This window comes from Chthoniobacterales bacterium (assembly GCA_039930045.1).
In the GTDB taxonomy this organism is placed as follows: Bacteria; Verrucomicrobiota; Verrucomicrobiia; order Chthoniobacterales; family DASVRZ01; genus DASVRZ01.
Genome location: JBDSQB010000005.1, coordinates 139,946 through 161,677 on the forward strand (window position 1 = coordinate 139,946; position 21,732 = coordinate 161,677).

Below are 21,732 nucleotides of genomic sequence, written 5' to 3' on the forward strand. Positions count from 1 at the left end.
AGTTAGCGGAGTCCGGCTTCGGGGGTTTGGCAGAGAAAATTAACGATCAAGCGGGAACGCGCGTCGCCGGTCGGTTCGGTTTTGGCGAGCAGCTCTATGGCGGCTTGGTTGGAGGTTTCGCTGAGGCAGGCACCGAGAAGCCGGGTGGCGGTGAAATCGAGCATTCGCTGGGTTTGCTCGGGGGTGAGTTTCTTTTCATCGCGCCACGTTTTTGGAATCACGGAAAGGAGTGGACCCTCGATTTTTTGACCCAATCTCCAACGCTGCATCAATGCATTGGAACTCACGTAATCCGAGTCGGCCGCCGAATAGCCGTCCGGTGTCGAGTGATCGAAAAGCCCCATCCCGCTGCGGCGCAAAAAGTCAGCAATCGGGCTCGTTTCCTCCAGCCGAACGGCTCGGGCCATGCGCAATGAAAAATCCAGCGGAGTTGCAATCCGCCGGGGCGCAGCGGCAAATTCCGGGCTCTGCACCATCGCAGTCATCAGCGCCTTCATGTCGCCGCCGGTCTTCAAATAGACCAGTCCCATTTTCTGAACGAGTGAGGCGGGAGCCGGATCGGAAACATAATGCTCGGCCAGTTTGCGCGAGATAAATTCACCGGTGCTCGGATACGAAGCCAGCATGTCGAGCGCCATCTCGACGCGGGCAAAACGCTCCTCGGGCGCGGCCTTGGGAAACTCTAGACCGAGAATCTGCGTGGGAGCCCCGGCATTCAAATCCGGGTCGTATCGAAACTCACCGACGAGGTCGCCGCCGGTGCCTTCGAGGTCGCCTTGCTCGGCCATGCTCCAGCCGGTGAGCAGGCCCGCAAGCGCCGTGACATCGGATTGGGTGTAGCCACCTTTAACCCCGAGCGTGTGAAGTTCCATGATTTCGCGGGCATAATTTTCATTGAGCCGACCGGCAAAACTCCGCTGCTGATCGAGATAGAGCAGCATCGCCGGGCTCATCGCCGAAGTGAGCAGCAAATCAGAAAACGATGCGACTCCGATGCGAGCAAAGGCCTCGTGCTCGCGACGTTTTTTCTCACGCCCAGTCTTCTCGATCCAGGTGGAAAAATGGTTCTCCGTCCAGAGAACGAATCGGTCGCGGACCGGATTTGGATCGACCACTGCTTCGTAGAGAACCTGGCGCACGAGATTGTTGCTGGCGTCTTCACCCGCGAAACGTTGATTGATCGCGGAACGCACGATGGCGCGCTGATTGGCGTCGGGAGCGAGGGCGGAAGCGAGCCATTGGGCCGGACCTTGAGTGAGCAACGGCAGCAGATCGGCAGGCGATGCTCCGAAGCCCAGACGATCCAAGAGCGCGACGGCTTTGGCATAATTTCCAGTGGCGGGTTCGCGTTTGGCGCTGACGAAAATTTCCTTCGTTGTGGAGGCCGTCTTTTTGCCATCCGCATCGAAGGCGACGACCTGCAAACGATGGCTCCCCGGCTTCAGCGAACGCGTCAGTAAAGGGAGTAAGACCGGATTCAGGCCATCGGAAATATCGGTCGCCAGATTCTGCGGAATGTCGTCGATCACGAGGTCCGCCGTGGCCAATCCATCGGGCGCGGAGAACTGCGCGACGACCGCGTCGGAGAGGCCGGCAGCCTGATTTTGCGGCCAGTATTTGAGGGCGACGCTGGCTTTTTGCGGAGTGGTTGACTCTGTGAGTTTGATGGCGCGCAGCCAGAAATTGCGGTCATTTTTGCGGCCATCGGATTCGTCGTTTATGAAGCGCACGACGAGTTCCTTGGGACCGGTAGGCAGCGAGAAATTGCCCGCGCGCACCTCGCTCCATTCGGGTTTGATTTCACTCTGGAGGACGGCGGTTTCCTTTCCATTGACTCGCAGCGCGACCTCGGCCATCGGCAGAACTTTGTAAAACTGGCCCTTCGCCAGCAACGAGAGTTGGAAATTTCCCGTCAGCGTTTCCGGCAGGCGCAGGACGGATTCGCCATTCGTAAACCATGCCGCCGAATCGGCGAGACGCTTGCCCTCTTTCTCGTAGCGTTTCGCCATTTCGCCATCCCAACCAGGATCGAACATCGTAAAATATTCCACCCGCCGCGTGGTCGGCGGTTTTGGGCCATCGAGAACGAGAGTCTGCGGGGCCGATTCGACCCAGGCTCCGACGGCGTCCTGTGAGCGGAGTTGCACTGTATTCTGGCCCGGATTCAGCATTCCGGGATCGATTGTGTAAACCAGCGACGGCCCACTTTCCGAGGCGACTTTCGTTTTATTCACCCAAAGCCCAATCTCCGGGAAACGCGTGGCTGCGGGATCGTCCATGCGGCATTGCGCCTTCAACGTCACCGGACCCGCCACGCTGCGTCCGTCGAAAATACTTGAGAAATTCACCTTGAATCCACTCGCGCCCACGCGAACTGGCGTCGCTGCATCGGACATCATTGGGGCCATCATCATCATTGGCGCATCGCCTTCCCCGGCAACGGCGGGACCTGCGCTGACTTTGGCAAATTCGTAGCGATCCAGATACAGGTTGCGATCCACTTTGCCGTTGCTGAAATCATTCTGAAAACGCACGCCGACGATGTGCGAACCCACGTCCAGATGCACCGGCAATCCGAGCGGCGCACGACGCCAGATGTGATCGCTCACGCGTCCGTTGGTGACCGGTTTCGGGAGGTCGTCGAGTCGCAACGTCATCGTCGGATATGCACCGACCGCCGCATCGCCACGGGCAACGACCATCATCTGATATTCGCCCGCTTCCTTGATATCGATGGAAGTCAGCCAGACTGGCTCGGGACTGGTATTGCGCACACACGCGCCACTGGAAGCGGAGTCGTCCTTGCCGACGACAGGAGTTTTCAAACCGTATTTTTCCGTGCGCGGTGTGTTGATCGTATCCTCGCATTCGCCGGCGATTAGTTCCTCGACTTTGGGTGCAATCACCCGCACGCGCACCGGCTCCGCAGCGATGGGAGCGGAACCTTTCACCACCACTTCGAGATTCAGATCGGTCTCGCCGGAACTCATGCGAGTGGTATCGACTGAGAAAACAAAATGCCGCCCCGGTCCTTTCGGCACGGCGGCCAGTGGCTCGGGAAATACCTCCGTGCCATTTGCCAGCCGCAACACGGCGGTCGCTTCCGTTCCATCGGGCACGAAACAATCCGCCGTCACCGCGACCTGACCCCACACGGCCGCTCCCGCGAGCGGCGCGACGATCCGGGGTTCCAGGACGAGTTTGGGCGTGGTCTCCGGGGTGATTTCCAAGGCCAGCGATGCGCCGCCCATTTTCAGGGTGGCGCGGCCCGGCTTGAGCGCGCGAATGCGGAGATAGCCGACGGGCTGTTGATCGAGAATTTTCCCTGGCAGGACGACTTCAACCTGATCGGCGGGCGTGACAATCGGTTGCAACTCGGCTGGGGCGAGGTCGGTGCCGGAGCGTTGAAAGGCGATCATCTTGGTCCGCCCGGCCTCGACTTGAATCGTGGGTGAGGGGAATCGAACTCGCATGGCCGGAGCCACCGCGCGCGCTTCGCTGGCCAGCAAAAGCAGCAGAAGAAAATGGCAAAAGCCTTTCATGACGGGCGAGAGGAGGGGAAGGAAACAGGGCAATTTACAATGTTAGCAATCCGCGTCCAACCTGTAAAAACACGACCGCGCCGGAAGCCGGGGTCTGGCTGAAATATGCACGCAATTTGCCCCGTCTTTCCGAAAAATATAAAATCATTCCCACTCTTTTAGCCGCATCAAATCCATGCCTGCATCATCGACTGAAGTCAAAAATGCCAACGTCTGCTCCACCGGAATCGAGGGGCTCGACCAAATCCTCCGGGGCGGACTGCCGCTCCACCGCTTTTACCTCGTGCAGGGCGATCCCGGTGTGGGCAAAACCACGCTCGGGCTCAACTTCCTTCTGGAGGGCGTCAAGGGCGGGGACAAGGGACTCTACATCACGCTTTCCGAGACGCACGACGAACTGGTCGAAGTCGCCAAATCGCATGAATGGGATCTAACTCAAATCTCGATTTTGGAGTTGTCGGCACTTGAGGAAACGCTCTTCGCGGAGGCGCAGAACACGCTTTTTTATCCGGCGGAAGTCGAGTTGAACCAGCTAGCGCAGATCCTCATGGAGCGCGTGGTGGAGGTCAATCCGGGGCGCGTGATCTTCGACTCGCTCTCCGAGTTGCGGCTGCTCGCGCAAAATCCGTTGCGCTACCGCCGGCAGTTGCTGGCCTTGAAGCAATTCTTTAGTGGCCGCAAATGCACCGTGCTCGTGATGGACGACCGCACCAGCGAAACCTCCGATCGCGAGGTGCAAAGCATCGCCCACGGTGTGATCAAACTCGAGCAGATGGCCCCCGAATACGGCGAGTCGCGCCGGCGCATTTCCGTCGTGAAAGTGCGCGGGGCCGTCTTCAGCGGCGGCTACCACGATTACGTCATCAGGCAGGGCGGACTTGTGGTCTATCCTCGGCTCACAGCGGCGGAAAAACAGGGAGTCTTCCCCAGCGGCGCAGCCTCGGGCGGCATCCCGGAGCTCGATCAGCTCCTCGGCGGCGGCCTCGATCGCGGCACGAGCACCCTCTTTATGGGACCGCCCGGAACCGGCAAATCGACCCTCGGCGCGCAGTTTGCCGTGGCGGCTGCGGAGCGCGGGGAAAACTCCATCGTCTTCACTTTCGACGAAAAAGTGGAGACCTACATCCACCGGGGCGACTCCATCGGACTTGGGGTTAGCCGTCAGATCGACGCTGGCCGGATCAACGCCATACAGATCAACCCCGCCGAGCTGTCTCCGGGGGAATTTGCCAACTGCATTCGCGCCGCCGTCGAGGAAAAGCAGGCCCGCGTAGTCATCATCGACAGCCTCAACGGCTACCTCAATTCCATGCCCGAGGAATCTTTCCTCGCCGTGCAGATGCACGAGTTGCTCAGTTATCTGGCGCAGCGGGGGATCGTCACCATTCTCATCCTCGCGCAAAACGGCCTCATCGGCGCCGCCATGCAATCGCCCGTGGACATCACCTACCTGGCCGACACCGTTGTCATCCTGCGCTACTTCGAGGCCGAGGGCACGGTGAAAAAAGCCATTTCCGTGATCAAGAAACGCAGCGGCGACCACGAGCGAACGATCCGCGAGTTTGCGATCACCCCCGACGGCATTCAGGTCGGCGCACCGCTCAATGCATTCCATGGCGTCCTCTCCGGCATCCCCACTTTCCAGGGGCAGGGCGATGCCCCGACGCCAAGCCAGCACCCGCATGGACCTCTCTAACGCGAGCGACCGTGGCGGGCATCTGTCCCCAGATGCCTCGGCCGGGCCACCCGGCGACGAATGCATCTTCGTCCTCGCCCCGCTGGGACGCGATGCGGAGCTGGCCAGCGCCGCACTGGCTCAAGCCGGGTTCAGCACCCGCATCTGCCGCGATCTGCCCGACATCATCGACCGCCTGTCGAACGCCGGCGACGACTGCGGCGCGGTGCTCATTGCCGAGGAATCGCTCCTCACCAGCGAGGTTGCGCGCTTCACCGGGTATCTCGAAAGCCAGCCCGCGTGGTCCGATCTGCCCGTCGTCATTCTCACCCAGGGCCGCATCACCAGTGAGTTGAGTCCGAGCCTGCTCCAGCGGTTCGCCCCGCATGGAAATATCACCCTGCTCGAGCGCCCCCTGCGCGTCATCACCCTGCGCAGCATTATGGAAGTCGCCTTGCGCGCCCGCCGCCGCCAATACGAAGTGCGCGACCTCATTCGCGAGCGCGAGGCCGTCCTTTCCAGCGAACGCGCCGCGCGCACCGAGGCCGAAAAGGCCAATCGCATGAAGGACGAGTTTCTCGCCACCCTCAGCCACGAATTGCGCACCCCGCTCAACGCCATCCTCGGCTGGACCTCCATCCTGCGCGGCGTCCCCGAGGATCGCATGGAACTCGAGCAGGGCCTGGAAATCATCGAGCGCAACGCCCGCGCGCAAGCCGTCATCATCGACGACCTGCTCGACATGAGCCGGATCATTTCGGGCAAGATCAACCTCGAAGTCGTCGGCATCCACCTCGGCGCGCTCATCGAGTCGGCGGTGAAAACCGTGCGACCCGGAGCCGACGCCCGCGAGATTGCACTCGAAGTCGCCATTGATCCCTCGCTCGGCGCATTCTGCGGCGACCCGAATCGATTGCAGCAGGTCTTTTACAACCTGCTCACCAACGCCATCAAATTCACCCCGCCCGGCGGCTCCGTCCGCGTGAACCTGCGGCAACTCGAGGCTGCGGTGGAAGTCAGCATCCGCGACTCCGGCATGGGAATCGAACCCGAGTTTTTGCCCCTCGTCTTCGACCGCTTCCGCCAGGCCAACGCCAGCAGCACCCGCAAACACGGCGGCCTCGGCCTCGGCCTCGCCATTGTCAAAAACCTCATCGAACTCCACGGCGGCCAGGTGCGGGCCGAGAGCGCCGGCCTCGGCTGCGGCTCCACCTTCATCGTCACCCTGCCCGTCAGCCACAAGTCGAGTCAGACCCCGCTCACCACGCCCGAACTCCTGCCCACCCTCGATCCCGCCGGCGTCCCACCCGACGCCCGGGAGCCATGGAAGTCCGCCCCGCGCCTCGACGGCATCCACGTTTTGGTCGTCGATGATGAACCCGACACACTCTCTATGATGCGCCGGTTCCTCCAGGAAAGCGGCGCGCAAGTCACCACCGCCTCCTCAGCGGCGGATGCCTTTGCCGCGTTTCAATCCGGCCCGCCCGACATCCTCGTCAGCGACATCGGCATGCCTGGGGAAAACGGCTACTCGCTCATCCGCCGGGTGCGCGCCCTGCCCGTCGAACACGGCGGCGTCGTCCCGGCGGTGGCCGTCACCGCCTACGCCCGCGCCGAGGACCGGGAGCAAGCCGAGCAAGCCGGTTTCAACGACCACCTCACCAAACCCATCGACGCCGCCCGCCTCCTCGACCTCCTCGCCAGCCTCACCTGTGCTGCGGATTAACGGGTGATATGGCAGTCCCGTCCCGAGTTACGGCGGAACGTATGCCCGGCAGCGCAAAGTGGTTTAGCGCGAGCAAAAAGATGTTTCCCCGAGCCGGAGACATGGTTCCTGAGGGCGAATCCACGGTGCTCCAGCTCCCGGACACGTTACCCGGCGGCCAAGACAGGTTTCCCGAGCCGATGGACACGGTGCTCAAGCCCGTAGACACGTTGCGCATGGGCAAAGACACAGTCCCTGATGGCACGGACACGTTTTTCCGGCCCCTCCACACGTTCCCCGACCCCGCAGACACGTTCCTCACCCCCCAAAACACGTTTTCCGTTCGGATGACCAATTTGGCGCAAGTGCTTGGGAAGAGGGGAGTTGCAACGAAATCACCGTCCGGGGTGCACTCGCCTAGCGCATCGACCACCGGTGAGCCAGCGGCCCAGCACCCAGGCGGCCCAGCCGATGGGGAAAAGGGTTCCCCATTGTTGAAAAAAGGTCGGGGCCGGGTGGGCGCGGAAGGCGATTTTGCCGGTGAGGATGCCGGGGTGGCCGGGCTCGAGTTGTTGCAGGACGCGGCCCTGGCGGTCGATGAAGGCGGTGACTCCGGTGTGCGCGCAACGGATGAGGGGCAGGCCGGTCTCGGGGGCGCGAAAGAGGGCGTTCTGGAAGTGCTGGCGCTCGACCACGGGGTCGGCGAAGAGGCTGTCGTCGGTGAGATTGAGCAGGATGTTGGCTCCGGCGGCTGCGTTGTCGCGGGCGAGCGAGGGGAGGGTGTCCTCGACGCAAATGAGCGAGCCGAGCCGGGTGTCGCTGCCGATCAGCCAGAGCGGCGCGGAGGAGGTTCCTCGGGAGAAATCGCTCTCGTAGAAGGGGAGCAAGTGGCGTTTCCGATAGGTCTGCATCCCCCGCCAGCCGGGCGGGAAGGCAAAGGCGCTGTTGTAGGAGCCGTCGGGCGAATGTTCCTGACTGCCGGTGATGAACCACACAGGGACGTTTTCCAGATCGAGATCGAACTCGACTGCGAGCTTTTTCAGGACCGGGAGCGAGTCGAGGAGGGGAGCGCCGGGGGCGGATTCGGGCCAGACGATGAGGTCGGGATTTTGCAGAAGCGCGAGGGTGCTGAGGTGCATGTATTCGCGGAGTGGGTCCTTGGCCGTCGCCGCCTGGACGAGGGAAACTTTGATCTCGCGGTCGTTGGTGTGATCGAAGGAAAGGCTCACGCCATAGCCAAACGACCCGAGGACGAGCGCGAGGCCGAAGGTGAAATCAGAGCGCGAGGCGAAGGTCAGCCGGCCCGCCTCGGCGATGAGGCGCGAGATGGTGGTGACGACGATGACGTTGCTAAAAACGATGAGCCACGAGAGGAATGGAACTCCGCCCACGGAGGCGAGCTGGAGAAACGGGATATTGGTATGGAGCGCGACTCCGAGGCCGTTCCAGGTCATGCCGCCAAAGAGGCAGCCGCGCAGCCATTCCAACAAAGCCCAAGCCGAGGCGAGGGTGATCGCGACGGCGAGACTGGTGATAGATCGACGCCACGGGGATTGGCCGGGCACGAGCTTCGAGAGCGGAATGCGGCACGCTGGCAACCCCGCCAGCCAGGTCCAGATCGCGGGGTAGATGGCAAGGTAAACGGTGAGGCCGAACCAGCCCGCTGCGGTGACTTTTCCCAGCCAGAAGAAGGTCATGCCGAAGAAGAAGACGCCGCCGAGCCAGCCGACCAGGAAGCGTTTGGAGCCAGATAATTTCCCAAACCACGCCGCGCAAAGCAGGGGAATGAGTGCCAGCCATACCAGCCAGTCCTGCTCATACGGCGCGAAGCTGAAGGTGAGCATGATCCCGCTGAAAATCGCCGCCAGCCACGGCCAGGAGTTGCGGAGGAAAAGTTTCATGGGAGTTCGATGCTAATGGCCGCTTCCCAATTTGCAATTGCCGGTCATTCGCCGGAAGATCGGCTCCCCATGCTGCCCATTTACGAAATCTCCGCCGCCATCGCCGCTGCTGCCCGGCGGCCCAAGGCGCGCTTGCTCGTGCAGGCTCCGACAGGCTCGGGAAAATCGACCCAGATTCCGCAGATTCTGCACCAGTCGGGTCTCACTCAAACCGGTCAGATCGTGCTCCTGCAACCGCGCCGTCTCGCCGCCCGGATGCTGGCGGATCGTGTCGCGCACGAGATGGGCGAAAAAACCGGCGGGCTGGTGGGTTATCAAATCCGGCTGGAAAATCGCACGTCCGCCGCGACGAAGATCCGTTTCGTGACGGAGGGGATTCTTCTGCGGCAAATGATCCATGATCCGAGTTTGAGCGGAGTGCAGGTGGTGGTTTTCGACGAATTTCACGAGCGCCATCTTTACGGCGACATCACGCTGGCGCGCGCGCTCGATTTGCAGGACACGACGCGGCCCGACCTCGTCATCGTCGTGATGTCGGCGACTTTGGACACAGTTAAGTTAGAGGATTATCTGGCTCCCTGCACCGTGCTAACATCGGAGGGTAGAATGCATCCGGTGGAGATCGAATACCTCGACAAACCGGTCGGCCCCGAATACCCGATCTGGGATCTGGCCGCCGATGAGCTGGATCGATTGTTAGGAAAAACACCGGGCGATGCGCTCGTTTTCATGCCCGGTGCTTACGAGATTCAGCGCACGATCGAGGCGATCCGGCGGACGAGCCGGGGAGTGTTAGTCTTGCCGCTGCATGGCGAGCTGCCCGCGGCGGATCAGGACGCGGCGGTGAGCAAGCACGATGTTAGGAAAGTCGTCGTCTCTACTAACGTCGCGGAGACTTCCCTAACCATCGACGGCATCACCATCGTGGTGGATTCGGGTCTGGCTCGTGTCGCGAAATTCGATCCGCAGCGTGGGATCAACACGTTGTTAGTCGAAAAAATTTCCCGCTCCTCCGCCGACCAGCGCGCCGGTCGTGCTGGTCGCACCGCCCCCGGACGCTGCCTGCGTTTGTGGACGGCGCACGAGCACTCGCTGCGCGCGCCGCAAGATTTGCCAGAGGTGAAAAGGCTTGATCTCAGCGAGGTCGTTCTAACACTCAAGGCGGGCGATGTTAGAAATGTCCACGACTTCCGCTGGCTGGAAAAACCCGAGGCGAAAGGGTTGCAGCGCGCGGAGAATTTGCTGGTCGATCTCGGCGCGGTGGACCACGAAATGATCACGCCACTCGGCCGCCGGATGCTGGCGTTTCCGGTGCATCCGCGTTACGCCCGGATGTTTTTGATGGCGCAGGAACTCGGCTGTGTGCGCGGTTGCGCGTTGTTAGCAGCAATGACGCAGGGCAGGGGAATCTTGCTGCGCAGCCAGGGCCGCAAGATGGATGATTTGCGCGATGACATTCTCGGCTCTGAGGCGGAGTCGGATTTCTTTCTAGCCATTCGCGCCTGGCGTTACGCGGTGAAGGCAGGGCCGGATCGCAGCAAGCAGCTCGGCATTCATTACGCGACTGCGCGTCAGATTCAGCAACTCTTCGATCAGTTTCTGCGCATCGCAGCGGATGAGAAGTTAGATATTACTGAAACTCCGATGAACGGCGAGGCACTGGCGAAATGTTTGTTAGCAGGCTTCTCCGATCAAGTCGCGCGGCGGATGGATAGCGGCACACTCCAGTGCGAACTGGTTCACGCGCGTCGCGGAGTACTAGCACGAGACAGCGTGGTGCAAAAACATCCGTTGTTAGTCATCGGCGAAATTCGCGAAATCGAAGGCCGCGACAAGGAGTTGAACACGCTCCTAACCTTGGCGACGGCAATTCAGGAAGACTGGTTGCGCGAGATGTTTCCTGCGGATTTTTCAGAATCGACTTCGGTTCGATTCGACCCTACTCAACGCCGCGTGATCGCCGAGACGAGCCGCCGTTTTCGCGATCTCACCTTGGAAAAACCCAAGGCCAGTCCACCGCCTCCGGGTGAGGCTGCGCGGGTGCTGGCCGAGGAAGTCGTCGCTGGCCGGCTCGTGCTGGAAAACTGGGATCACACCGTCGAGCAATGGATCATTCGCCTGAATCGCCTTGCCGAATGGGCTCCGGAATTGGCTTTGCCGGCGCTGACTTTGGAAGATCGCACGACGTTGATCGAGCAACTCTGCCTCGGCGCGGTGGGTTACAAGGAGATCAAGGAAAAGTCGGTTTGGCCGACGGTGAAAAGCTGGCTGAGTCGAGTTCAACTCGACTGGCTCGACACCCACGCGCCGGAAAAAATTGAGCTACCGGGTCTGGCCAAGCCACGTGCGATCAAGCTGGTGTATGCAGAAACAGGGCCGCCGACTTTGGCAGCGCGCATCCAGGATTTGTTTGGTGTGGAGCGCGATCTAACCATTTGCATGGGACGCGTTCCGGTGTTGATCCAGGTGTTGGCTCCGAACCATCGACCGGTGCAGGTGACACAGAGCCTGACGACGTTTTGGAAGGAAAGTTATCCTCTGCTGAAGCAGCAGTTGCAGCGGAAATATCCACGTCACGAATGGCGCTAGAGCGGAGTTAGATAGCTATCCAACTCCGAGTGAAAATAAAAAAAGCCGGGTCTGCATGGAAGCAGCCCGGCTTTTTTATTGAACTTAACTAGCGGAAGTTAGAATGCGAAACGAACGCCCGTGCGAACCGACGGGAAGTTGTTTTTGCCACCGTCAACCACAGTCCAGCGACCGTCGGTGAAAACACCGAAGTTGCGGGTGATGCGATATTCGACTCCAGCGCCAGCGTGACCTTCGATGAGAGTGTCATCGTTGTTGTTGCCGTTGTCGTTGTTGTCGAGGACATCATCAATCACGTCGCCAGCGTCGTTGTGAGAGGTGAAATCACCGTTGCTGCCGTCTGCGTTGAAGATGGCGCCGCCACCAACGTAAACGTAAGGAGCCCAACCGGACTCACCGATTGGCATGCGATAGAACACATTCAAGGCTGCGGAGCCCACAGTGTCGTTATCGTTGCGCTGGGTGCGAAGAGCCTGGCCTTCGAGTCCGATGCCGATGTTCTTGGTGAAGAAGCGGTTTACTGCGAGACCACCGCCAAAAGCGTGATCGCCGAGGATGCGCTCGTTGGTGGATTCGGTGAATGCGTAGGTGCCGAACAGATCGATGGTCCATTCAGGGCCATAGAGAGACACTGCTGTCTGTTGTTCGACTACGTTTTTGCTGCTAGGAGCAACATAGGTGCTGCCCGCGATAGCGGAAGCGCCCATAGCTGCAACGGCTGCCAGAGTAAGGAGGTTTGTTTTCATTGGTTTCTTTTTTTGGGTTAATGTAGGGATCGCATTGGGGGATGCGAGTGGTTACACTAAGCCAAACGATTCAGAGCAGCAAGCGGCCTTATTTTTTTGGACTTTAATCAGGCGGCTACCTGACCCCCGGTCTGGAGCGTGCCGATGAATGTCTCCATGCGGTCCATGGCGATCTTGATTTGATCGAGATTGGTCGCAAAACAGCAGCGCACAAAACCCTCGCCGCTGGGGCCGAAAGCCGGGCCGGGAACGACGGCGACATTCTGCGTTTGCAGGAGGCCGAGCGAGAAATCCTTGCTGCTGATCCCGAGATGGTCGATGCGCGGGAAAATATAGAAGCTGCCCTTCGGAGAATGACATGGAAGTCCGAGGTCGTGGCAGCGGCTGACGATGAAATTGCGGCGCAACTCGTATTGGTCGCGCATCATTTTCACCGATGCCGCGCCGTTTTCCAGGGCCTCGATGGCCGCTTCCTGGGCGATAATGCTGGCGCACATGATGGCGTATTGGTGGACCTTCATCATGGCTTCGATCAAGGCCGCCGGGGCGCAGGCGTAGCCGATGCGGAAGCCGGTCATGGCGAAGGATTTCGAGCAGCCGTGAATGAAAATCGTCCGTTCGCGCATCCCGGGCAGGCTGACGATGGAGTGATGCTGCGCGCCGTCGAAGGTGAGTTCGCTGTAAATCTCGTCCGTGATGACGACCAGATTGTGCTGCTCACAAAGGGCGGCGATTTTCACGAGTTCCTCGCGAGTCTGGGTCGCGCCAGTCGGATTAGTCGGGAAATTGAGCATCAGCACCTTCGAGCGCGGGGTGATTTTCTCCGCGAGCGATGCAGCGGTGAGGCTGAAATTATCCTCGGGCTTGGTCGAAACCGCCACCGGCACGCCGTAAGCCAGCGCGATGCTCGGGCTGTAGGAAACGTAGCAGGGCTCGTGATAAATGACCTCGTCGCCGGGGTTGAGCAAAGCGCGGAGAGCAAGATCGATCGCCTCGGATGCTCCCACAGAAATGAGCACCTCGGTGATCGGGCTGTATTCGACTCCGAACCGCTCGGAGGTCCATTTGCTGACGGCCTGGCGTAGCTTGGGCAACCCGAGATTCGATGTGTAAGTCGTGCGGCCTTTTTCCAAGGCAAAAATGGCGGCCTCGCGGATGTGCCAGGGCGTGACGAAATCCGGCTCGCCGACTCCCAGCGAGATGACGTCTTTCATGGATTGCACTAACTCGAAGAAGTCACGGATGCCGGACTTCGGAATGTCGCGGACGTGGTCGGCGATATGTGAGGAAATGGACATAGATGCGAGTTAGGGCGCAACGGAGAGTCGGCCATTGGCCACCTCTGCGTGGGCCAGAATGCCATTCGACTTGTAGGTTTTGAGGCGGAAACTTGTGGCCGTGCTCAGCACGCCCTCGATGGTAGCCAGTTTCTCGGTGACGAACATCGCGATCTCGCGCAAGTCGGTGCCCTCGACCACCACGGCCAGATCGTAGCCGCCGCTCATCAAATAGCAGCTTTTCACCTGGTCAAATTGCGAGATGCGTCCCGCCAATCGATTGAAACCGCCGCCGCGCTCGGGCGTAATGCGGACCTCGATCATCGCGGTCACATTCTTCGAGTTGGCGCGCTCCTCGTCGAGAATCGCCTGGTAGCCCAGAATAATGCCGTCCGCTTCGAGCGCGGCGATGCGTTCTGAGACGACTTCCACAGTGGTCTGGAGTTGGCGCGCGATGTCCTCTTTCGAGGCATGAGCGTCGGTGGAGAGGATGGAGAGTAGTTTGGAGTCCATAAAGTGCGTTCTAATCGCCAAAGGCAATGTCCACGGAGCGGGCGGTTTCGACCATCTGATGATCGGGTGGCACGGTGCGCAGCCGATGCACGGCGTCGGCGATCGGCACATCCATCACGATGTAATTCTGGTAGCTGACCATCCGGCCAAACTTCTCTTCCTCGATCATTTTCACCGCGTGAACGCCGAAACGCGTCCCCAGGATGCGGTCGAGGCAGGTCGGCGCACCGCCACGCTGGAGGTGACCCAGCACGCAGGTGCGCGTCTCCTTACCCGTGCGGGCCACGATTTCATGAGTCACCTGCTCGCCAATGCCGCCCAAGCGATATTCCCCGGCGCGTTGCTCGGCAACGACCAGCGAGCCGTCCCGTGGACACGCCCCTTCCGCAACGACGACCATGGTGCTCTTGTAGCCCTCGGCCTCGCGGCGGCGGACGACCTCGGCCACTTTCTCATAATCAAACGGAATCTCTGGCAGCAAAATAATGTCCGCCCCGCCGGCGAGTCCGCCGTAGAGCGCGATCCAACCCGCATGGCGGCCCATTACTTCGAGCACCATCACGCGTTTGTGGCTGGAGGCCGTCGTGTGCAAACGATCCAGAGCATCGGCCACGCAGGCCACAGCGGAATCAAATCCAAACGTCATCGCCGTCGCCTCGAGGTCGTTGTCGATCGTCTTCGGCACGCCGATCATCGGGAAACCCTCCTCGTAAAGTTGCAGCGCGGTCGTCAGCGAACCGTCCCCGCCGATGGCGATCACGGCGTCCAGCTTCAAATCTTCAATCGTCTTCCGCGCCTTCGCCACTACCTCGGGCGGCGCGGCCATCTTCTTCCCGTCGCCGACCTTGGCGATGAAGTTTCCCTTGTTCGTCGTGCCGATCATCGTGCCGCCCAGCTGCATGATGCCCGCCGTGTTCGCACGGGTGAGTTGCATCGTTCTCACGGGAGGCAGGATGCCCTCGTATCCGTCAATAAACCCGAGCACTTCCCAGTCGAGATGCTCCGAGGCCCGGACGACACCGCGCAAGACTGCATTCAATCCGGGACAATCCCCGCCGCTGGTTAAAACTCCGATTTTCTTGCTCATGATGATTCTATTTCAGCTTGCGACCGCCGGCAGCCCATTGCTCCTCCAAGGCCCAGCCCCGGTTGAGCAGCGTCACCCCGGCGGAAAAACGATCCTGCGCACCCAACAACACCACCGTCACCCGGCGCGGAGTCACATACGTCTTGCCACCCTCCTCGCGCGTCTCCGGATCTTTCACCGCCGACACGATTAGGCATTCGCCCGCCGCCGTCGTCTTGCCCGTCTTCACCCCGTCGATGCCATCCTGGCCGAGGAGTTCATTGGTATTCTTCAGCAGATAACTCTCCGGCTTGAGCGCGCGCATGATCGAGATTTTGCGCTCCTTTTGCGAAACGTAGAACCGAAATCCCTTGTCCTGCATCGCGTAACGGGCCAGCACCGCCATGTCAGCCGAAGTCGAGTAGGGGAGCACCCCGCGAGCCGGCTCCAGCCCGTGCGGATTCAGAAACAACGTCCGCTCCAGACCCAGCGAACGCGACAGGGCATTCATCTGCGCCACAAACGTATCCACCGGGCCCAGATCACTCGGCTTCTCCGCCTTTAACGAACGCCCCACATGCGCGGCCAGCGTGTAAGCGGCGGCATTGTCGGATTGCAGCAACGCGCAATAAAGCAGATCGCGCACCGAGACGAAATCCCCGGGCGTCAACCCCACCGGATTCGACCCCTCCATGCGGGCGATCTCCTCGGGCACCGGCACGAGTTCCGCCACATCGTGCTTCGTGGCCCGGCACCAATCCAGCACCACCATCGCCGTGCAAATCTTCGTCAGACTGGCCACCTGACGCTTCTTCGAGCCATTCGAGGACTCCAGGACGTGCCCCGTTTCATTGTCGAGAATCGTGTAAGCCTCCACGCCATAAGGATTGGAAGCCGCGCGGGAAACAGTGGGCAGAGCCGAGAGAAAAAGGGATGCCAGAACGATGGAACAGAGACGGGAAAGCATGGACCGCACAGTCTATGGAAGAAGCCCCGCTTGGCAATAACGAACCGCGCCCCGTGCGTTATTCTGGCGCAATCACGCAGGCCCCGCATCGGCAGCGATGCGCAGCCTTGGCCACGGAGGGAATCGGGACCTTACTGCGCTCTTCCAAACTCCGTTTATCGGCGCGAGGAAACAGAGTTTCCTAGGCAAGTTCATTTCCAAACAGGAGTTTGGAAATGAGGGAAAGAGCAGACTGCAGCCTCTCTTCGCTGAAGCGCATTGTTAGCTGCGCCTAACCCTTGGGATTGATTCCAATGCAGCGTGCAGCCGGGCGGTCAGTGCTGACGAGCGATCGGTGTTGTTTTTGGAAATACGCGGTTGCACTGGCACTCGAATTGTTCGTTAGTTCTCGAATGAGTTGGGCGGGTGATTCGTTCGGCACAACCTCTTTCCCGCTGTGAATTCTTACCAACCCAAGACCGTTCTCTCCGAGCGGATGCTGCTCATTCTGCTGGCCGGGGTGCAGTTTACCCACATCATGGATTTCATGATCATGATGCCGCTCGGGCCGCAGCTCATGCGCCAGCTCTCGATCTCGGCGGCGCAATTTAGCGGGTTGATCTCGGCTTACACGATCACGGCGGGCGTGATCGGACTGCTGGCCGCGCCGTTCATGGATCGCTTTGACCGGCGGCGCGTGCTGGTGGTGAGTTACATCGGATTCATCCTCGGCACCTACGCCTGTGCGACGGCGCATACGGTCGGCGGTTTGCTCATGGCGCGTGCGGTTTGCGGGGCCTTTGGCGGTGTGTCGAACGCCACGATCATGGCCATCGTCGGCGACATCGTGCCGCCGCAACGACGCGGGACCGCCATGGGAATCATTATGACCTCGTTTTCGGCGGCGGCCGCGCTGGGAGTTCCATTTGGCTTGTACCTGGCGCAAAATTACCGGTGGGAAACCCCGTTCATGCTCCTCGTGGGCCTCTCCACGGTAGTCGAAGTCTTGCTCCTGGTTTTCCTGCCGAGTGTGCGCGAACACCTCGTGGGCGGAACCCCGGCTTCGCTGAAAAACTTCTTTGCGCTGCTCGGCAACGCCAACGCCTGGCGCGCGCTGATCTTCATGGCCGCGCTGGTTTTCGGCCACTTCTCGATCATCCCATTTCTCTCGCCGCACCTCGTTTTCAATGTCGGCCTGCCCGAGAACGATCTGATTTATGTCTATCTCGTCGGCGGTTTGCTGACGATTGTCACGTCGCCCATCGTGGGAAAAATGACGGATCACTATGGTCGCCACGAGGTTTTTACCGTGCTGATCGTCGTGGCCTCGTGCGTTATTTACCTCATCGCCAACGCGCATCATCAGTCGGTCGCGACGATTCTGGTGCTGGCGGGGTTGTTCTTTGTCTTCGCCAGCGGACGCTTCGTGCCGGGTCAGGCAACGATGACGCTGGCCGTGGAATCGAAGCAGCGCGGGGCGTTTATGAGTCTCAGCTCATGCACGCGGGACTTGTGCTCGGGATTTTCCGCGATGATCGGCGGAGTGATCGTGACGCGTTCGGCGGACGGGGGCCTGCTCCATTTCAATTGGCTGGGCTGGATCGCCATCGCGATGAGCGTCGTCAGCGTCGGGCTGATCCGCTGGGTGAAAGTGGTCGATCACACCCCGCACGTCGCCGATTCGGTGAACGAGCCGGAGTTTATCGAAGTCGGCTGACGGTTTGGGAGCGCACGCGCCTCGCGAAGGGCGCTTTTCCGGAAGAGACTTTGAGGCGGGACACCTCAAAGAACACGCGAGACGCGTGCGCTCCCGAAGCAACTTCTAGTGCGCGCCTGATTTCTGGCCGTAGTAGGCGGTCGGGCCGTGTTTGCGCAGGTAATGTTTGTCGAGCACGTGCTGCGGCAAACCGTTGGCCTGTGGAAAAATGGAGAGTGTTTTCAGCGCCATCTCGGCGACGATTTCGAGGGCTTGGGCGACTTCGACCGCGTGCAGCCCACTCGTGCTCCAGGCGAAAGGACCGTGGCCCTGGACGAGCACGGCGCGAATGGCGAGCGGATCGAGCCCGGCAAAACGCTCGATGATGACGTTCGCCGTTTCCAACTCGTAAGCGCGGCTCACTTCCTCGGGCGTCATGATGCGGGTGACCGGCACCGGGCCGTGAAAATAGTCCGCGTGAGTTGTTCCAAAACAGGGAATGGGCCGTCCCGCCTGCGCGAAGGCGACCGCTGTGCGCGAGTGCGTGTGGACGACCGAGCGAATGCCGTCAAACGCCTGGATCAGCCGCAAATGTGTCGGCGTGTCGGACGACGGACGCAGCGTTCCCGAGACGGTGGTGCCTTCAAAATCGAGGACCACGATGTCGTGCGCAGTGAGTTTTTTGTAATCCACCCCGCTGGGTTTGATCGCAAACAAACCCGCCTGACGGTCGGCGACGCTGACGTTTCCAAAGGTGAGATCGACCAGGCCCGTGGTGGGCAAAAGCAGATTGGCTTCGAGGCATTCCTCGCGGAGATCGGCGTGGTCCATGGGAGTTAGAACCGGCTCGGGGCGGTCTTCAGTTGGTGGTAAACCTCATTGTTCCGCAAGTCCTGCTGGAAGCTGCGGATCGTGGTGTCGGCGTCAATCGGCACAAACTCGATTCCAGCGATCTTCGCGAAATCTTCCAAATGCTCGCTCGTAACGGCGTAGCTGTAGCCGGTGTGATGCGCTCCGCCAGCATAAATCCAAGCGGCGCAGGCAGTTTTGAAATCGGGCAGGCATTTCCAGACGGCGCGGGCGACGGGCAGTTTCGGGAGCGGCTTGGGTGGCTTGATCGCGGTGACTTCGTTGACGATGAGCCGGAAACGGTTGCCGAGATCGACCAGGCTGGCGTTGAGCGCTGGACCCGCCGGAGCGTCGAAAACCATGCGGACGGGGTCTTCTTTTCCACCGATGCCGAGCGGATGAATCTCCAGAGTCGGCTTGGTGGCGGCGATGGTCGGGCAGACTTCGAGCATGTGCGAGCCGAGGACGAGATGGTTTTTCGGATCGAGATGATAGGTGTAATCCTCCATGAACGACGTGCCGCCGGGCAGATCCTCGCCCATGACTTTCATGGCGCGGAGCAGCGCGGCGGTCTTCCAGTCGCCCTCGGCGCCAAAGCCGTAGCCGTCGGCCATGAGGCGTTGCACGGCGAGCCCGGGAAGCTGGGTGAGCCCGTGCAAATCCTCGAAGGTGGTGGTAAAGCCCTTGAAATTTCCCGCGGTCAAAAAGGCGCGGAGTCCGAGTTCGATCTTGGCCGCGTCGCGCAGTGAGTCGTGTCTGGCTCCGCCCTTTTTCAAGGCCGCCGAGAGCGTGTAAAACTTGGAATATTGCGCGCAAAGATCGGTGACGTCCGCTCCGGGAATGGCGTTGATGCTGGCCGCGAGATCGCCGATACCGTAGCCGTTGACGGAGAAACCGAAGTTGGCCTCAGCCGCGACTTTATCGCCTTCCGTGACGGCGACGTAGCGCATGTTGTCGCCGAAACGGGCAAATTTTGCGCCCTGCCAGTCGTGCCAGGCGCGGGTGGCGCGCATCCAGGCAGCGATGCGATCCTGCACCTCGCGGTCCGACCAATGGCCGACGACGACTTTGCGCTGCAACCGGAGTCGCGTGTGAATGAACCCCGCCTCGCGGTCACCGTGCGCCGACTGGTTGAGGTTCATGAAATCCATGTCGATTGTGCCCCAAGGCAGATCGCGATTGAACTGCGTATGCAAATGCAGGAACGGCTTGTCGAGTTTGGTGAGTCCGCCGATCCACATTTTCGAGGGCGAAAAGGTGTGCATCCAGAGAACGAGACCCGCGCAATTCGCCGTGCTGTTGGCGTCGAGACAGAGCTGCCGGATTTCCTCGGGCGTCTTCAGGACGGGCTTGAAAACGAGGTTGAGCGGGAGCTTTTTGCTGAGGATCAGTTTCTCGACGATAGACTGCGAGTTCTCGGCGACTTGCGCGAGAACGGCCTCGCCGTAGAGGTGCTGACTGCCGGTGACGAACCAAATTTCTGGAGCGGACATAATGTGTTAGTGGGTGCGGAGTTGGATGAGAGTGGACATGACCTCGCTGAGGTCGGCGTGTTTGTTGGTGCCGCCAAAGGCATCGTGAATCTGGCGGTAAAGAACGTAAAGCTGATCGTAGATTTTCTGGTTGGCGGGAATCGGCTCGTAACTGACGGATTTGAGCGAGGTCATTTTCGCCTGGGCAGTGGGGAAATCGGGTTGCGCCCCGGCCAGCACCGCGGCGACCACGGCCGAGCCGAGCGCGCAGGCTTGCGACGAGCCTGCGACCTGCAACGTGCAGCCGGTAATGTCGGCGTAGATCTGCATGAGAAAGGCATTTTTCTCCGCGATGCCGCCGCAGCAAACGACGCGCTCCACGGGCACGCCGTATTCGCGAATCCGCTCGATAATCGCCCGTGCGCCAAACGCCGTCGCCTCGATGTAAGCCCGGTAAAGTTCCGCCGCCGTCGTGTGCAGCGTCTGGCCGAGGACGAGTCCGGTCAGCATCGGATTCACCAAAATCGTGCGGTTGCCATTGTGCCAATCGAGCGCGAGCAAACCGGAGCGACCGGGCGGCTGCGAAGCGACTTCGGCGATGAGTTCGGCGTGCGATTTTTTGTTTTCGAGGACGTATTCCACCCACCATTTGAAGATGTCGCCGACGGCGGATTGACCCGCCTCGATGCCGTAGAAACCGGGAAGAATCGCCCCGGGGACGATGCCGCAGATGCCGGGGATGTCGGCCACGGTTTTCTCCATGGAAACGACGCAGCAATCGCACGTCGAAGTGCCGATCGCCTTCACCAATGTGCCCTCGCTCACCCCGCTGCCGATCGCGCCGTAGTGAACGTCAAACGCGCCCATCGCGATGGGGATTCCAGCGGGGAGGCCGAGCTTTTTCGCCCATTCCTCGCAAAGCGTTCCGGCGGCGGTGCTGGCGTCGTGGGCTTTGTCGTAGAGCCGGCTGCGCAACGCGGCCAGTTTCGGGTCGAGCATGGCGAGAAATTCCTCGTCGGGCAGGCCATTCCAGTCGTCGGAGTAGAGCGCCTTGTGGCCCGCCGCGCAGATGCCGCGTTTGACTTGCAATGGATTCTGCACCCCGGCCAGAACGGCGGGAATAAAGTCGCAAAGTTCGACCCAACTGTGAGCCGCCTCGAAGACCTCGGGCGCGACGTTCAGACAATGCCAGATCTTCGACCAAAACCACTCCGACGAATAGGTGTTGCCGCATTTCGCGATGTATTGCGGGCGATGCGCGGCGGCGATTTTCGTAATGCTGGCCGCCTCGGCGTGGCTGGTGTGATCCTTCCAAAGCCAGCATTGCGCGGCAAGGGTGTCGGTAAATCGTGAGTCGAGTGCGAGTGGAATGTTCTTCGCATCGACCGGGATCGGACTCGAACCCGTGGTATCGACGCCAATGCCGACGATCCGAGTGGCATCGAAATCTGGGTCTTTCTGCGCGTCGGCAATCGCGCCGAGGACGGATTTTTCCAATCCAAAAAGATAGTCCGCCGGGCTTTGGCGGGCGAGATGGTGATCGTTCGCATCCAACAAAATACCTTCGCGACCGCTGGGATAATGGACAATGCAGGTGGCGATTTCGCGTCCGTTGGCGGTGTCCACGATGAGCGCGCGGACGGAGTTGGTGCCGTAATCGATTCCGAGGGTGAACTTCATGTGGGGCAGGTTAGAGGCTGGCGTCGAATGGTAAAGCCAGAGTTGACTTTACAGTAAAGTTTTTCTCTCCTGACT

14 protein-coding genes are annotated in these 21,732 nt (G+C 60.5%); 4 read left to right on the forward strand and 10 right to left on the reverse strand.

All coding sequences use genetic code 11. The features are described 5' to 3' along the window. Positions 1 to 2 precede the first annotated feature (2 nt). Positions 3 to 3,542, reverse strand: coding sequence for a DUF1800 family protein (locus tag ABIT76_05135; protein MEO7932524.1), 3,540 nt, complete (start codon positions 3,540 to 3,542; stop codon positions 3 to 5). A 175-nt stretch (positions 3,543 to 3,717) separates the two neighbouring features. On the opposite strand from ABIT76_05135, the gene ABIT76_05140 reads away from it, so the two are divergent. Both ABIT76_05140 and ABIT76_05145 read left to right on the forward strand, forming a co-directional pair. Further along, positions 3,718 to 5,238 carry an ATPase domain-containing protein gene (locus tag ABIT76_05140; protein MEO7932525.1) on the forward strand — a complete coding sequence of 507 codons (1,521 nt, stop codon included), beginning with the start codon at positions 3,718 to 3,720 and terminating at the stop codon, positions 5,236 to 5,238. Next, on the forward strand, positions 5,225 to 6,943 hold the full coding sequence (locus tag ABIT76_05145) for an ATP-binding protein (GenBank protein ID MEO7932526.1): 1,719 nt from the start codon (positions 5,225 to 5,227) through the stop codon (positions 6,941 to 6,943). Before ABIT76_05140 ends, ABIT76_05145 begins: the two co-directional genes overlap by 14 nt. A 374-nt stretch (positions 6,944 to 7,317) precedes the next feature. Here the strand turns inward: ABIT76_05145 and ABIT76_05150 are convergent, their stop codons facing one another. Next, positions 7,318 to 8,823: a nitrilase-related carbon-nitrogen hydrolase gene (locus ABIT76_05150; GenBank protein ID MEO7932527.1), complete on the reverse strand. Its 1,506-nt coding sequence runs from the start codon at positions 8,821 to 8,823 to the stop codon at positions 7,318 to 7,320. Positions 8,824 to 8,892: 69 nt separating this feature from the next. Between ABIT76_05150 and hrpB the strand changes: the two genes are divergently transcribed. After that, positions 8,893 to 11,412: an ATP-dependent helicase HrpB gene (gene hrpB, locus ABIT76_05155; GenBank protein ID MEO7932528.1), complete on the forward strand. Its 2,520-nt coding sequence runs from the start codon at positions 8,893 to 8,895 to the stop codon at positions 11,410 to 11,412. Between the two features lie 98 nt (positions 11,413 to 11,510). On the opposite strand, the gene ABIT76_05160 is transcribed toward hrpB, so the two are convergent. The 5 genes from ABIT76_05160 to ABIT76_05180 form a co-directional block, all read right to left on the reverse strand. Further along, positions 11,511 to 12,158 (reverse strand): hypothetical protein, encoded by a 648-nt coding sequence (locus ABIT76_05160; GenBank protein ID MEO7932529.1) that lies wholly within the window; start codon positions 12,156 to 12,158, stop codon positions 11,511 to 11,513. Positions 12,159 to 12,265: 107 nt separating this feature from the next. Then, on the reverse strand, positions 12,266 to 13,456 hold the full coding sequence (locus tag ABIT76_05165; protein ID MEO7932530.1) for an aminotransferase class I/II-fold pyridoxal phosphate-dependent enzyme: 1,191 nt from the start codon (positions 13,454 to 13,456) through the stop codon (positions 12,266 to 12,268). Positions 13,457 to 13,465: 9 nt separating this feature from the next. Continuing rightward, the gene (locus ABIT76_05170; GenBank protein MEO7932531.1) at positions 13,466 to 13,948 is read right to left on the reverse strand and encodes an Lrp/AsnC family transcriptional regulator; all 483 of its coding nucleotides are present in this window, start codon (positions 13,946 to 13,948) and stop codon (positions 13,466 to 13,468) included. 10 nt (positions 13,949 to 13,958) lie between these two features. Continuing rightward, positions 13,959 to 15,035, reverse strand: coding sequence for an ATP-dependent 6-phosphofructokinase (locus ABIT76_05175; protein MEO7932532.1), 1,077 nt, complete (start codon positions 15,033 to 15,035; stop codon positions 13,959 to 13,961). Between the two features lie 7 nt (positions 15,036 to 15,042). Next, positions 15,043 to 15,981: a serine hydrolase gene (locus ABIT76_05180; protein ID MEO7932533.1), complete on the reverse strand. Its 939-nt coding sequence runs from the start codon at positions 15,979 to 15,981 to the stop codon at positions 15,043 to 15,045. A gap of 436 nt (positions 15,982 to 16,417) precedes the next feature. Here ABIT76_05180 and ABIT76_05185 point away from each other — a divergent pair, with 436 nt between their 5' ends. Then, complete coding sequence (locus ABIT76_05185) at positions 16,418 to 17,677, forward strand: MFS transporter (GenBank protein MEO7932534.1); 1,260 nt, start codon at positions 16,418 to 16,420, stop codon at positions 17,675 to 17,677. A 105-nt stretch (positions 17,678 to 17,782) separates the two neighbouring features. On the opposite strand, the gene araD is transcribed toward ABIT76_05185, so the two are convergent. The 3 genes from araD to ABIT76_05200 are packed head-to-tail and all read right to left on the reverse strand — an operon-like array spanning position 17,783 to position 21,657. Further along, the gene (gene araD, locus ABIT76_05190; protein MEO7932535.1) at positions 17,783 to 18,487 is read right to left on the reverse strand and encodes an L-ribulose-5-phosphate 4-epimerase AraD; all 705 of its coding nucleotides are present in this window, start codon (positions 18,485 to 18,487) and stop codon (positions 17,783 to 17,785) included. Between the two features lie 5 nt (positions 18,488 to 18,492). Continuing rightward, positions 18,493 to 19,998, reverse strand: coding sequence for an L-arabinose isomerase (gene araA / locus ABIT76_05195; GenBank protein ID MEO7932536.1), 1,506 nt, complete (start codon positions 19,996 to 19,998; stop codon positions 18,493 to 18,495). Positions 19,999 to 20,004: 6 nt separating this feature from the next. Then, entirely contained in the window at positions 20,005 to 21,657 is a 1,653-nt protein-coding gene (locus tag ABIT76_05200; protein ID MEO7932537.1) for a ribulokinase, read from the reverse strand. Positions 21,658 to 21,732 lie beyond the last annotated feature (75 nt).

Coding starts and splice junctions, on each gene's coding strand:
- ABIT76_05140 (MEO7932525.1), top strand. CDS start 3,718: ATGCCTGCATCATCGACTGAAGTCAAAAATGCCAACGTCTGCTCCACC.
- ABIT76_05145 (MEO7932526.1), top strand. CDS start 5,225: ATGGACCTCTCTAACGCGAGCGACCGTGGCGGGCATCTGTCCCCAGAT.
- ABIT76_05165 (MEO7932530.1), bottom strand. CDS start 13,456: ATGTCCATTTCCTCACATATCGCCGACCACGTCCGCGACATTCCGAAG.
- ABIT76_05170 (MEO7932531.1), bottom strand. CDS start 13,948: ATGGACTCCAAACTACTCTCCATCCTCTCCACCGACGCTCATGCCTCG.
- ABIT76_05200 (MEO7932537.1), bottom strand. CDS start 21,657: ATGAAGTTCACCCTCGGAATCGATTACGGCACCAACTCCGTCCGCGCG.
- hrpB (MEO7932528.1), top strand. CDS start 8,893: ATGCTGCCCATTTACGAAATCTCCGCCGCCATCGCCGCTGCTGCCCGG.
- ABIT76_05150 (MEO7932527.1), bottom strand. CDS start 8,823: ATGAAACTTTTCCTCCGCAACTCCTGGCCGTGGCTGGCGGCGATTTTC.
- araA (MEO7932536.1), bottom strand. CDS start 19,998: ATGTCCGCTCCAGAAATTTGGTTCGTCACCGGCAGTCAGCACCTCTAC.
- ABIT76_05175 (MEO7932532.1), bottom strand. CDS start 15,035: ATGAGCAAGAAAATCGGAGTTTTAACCAGCGGCGGGGATTGTCCCGGA.
- ABIT76_05135 (MEO7932524.1), bottom strand. CDS start 3,542: ATGAAAGGCTTTTGCCATTTTCTTCTGCTGCTTTTGCTGGCCAGCGAA.
- ABIT76_05180 (MEO7932533.1), bottom strand. CDS start 15,981: ATGCTTTCCCGTCTCTGTTCCATCGTTCTGGCATCCCTTTTTCTCTCG.
- ABIT76_05160 (MEO7932529.1), bottom strand. CDS start 12,158: ATGAAAACAAACCTCCTTACTCTGGCAGCCGTTGCAGCTATGGGCGCT.
- araD (MEO7932535.1), bottom strand. CDS start 18,487: ATGGACCACGCCGATCTCCGCGAGGAATGCCTCGAAGCCAATCTGCTT.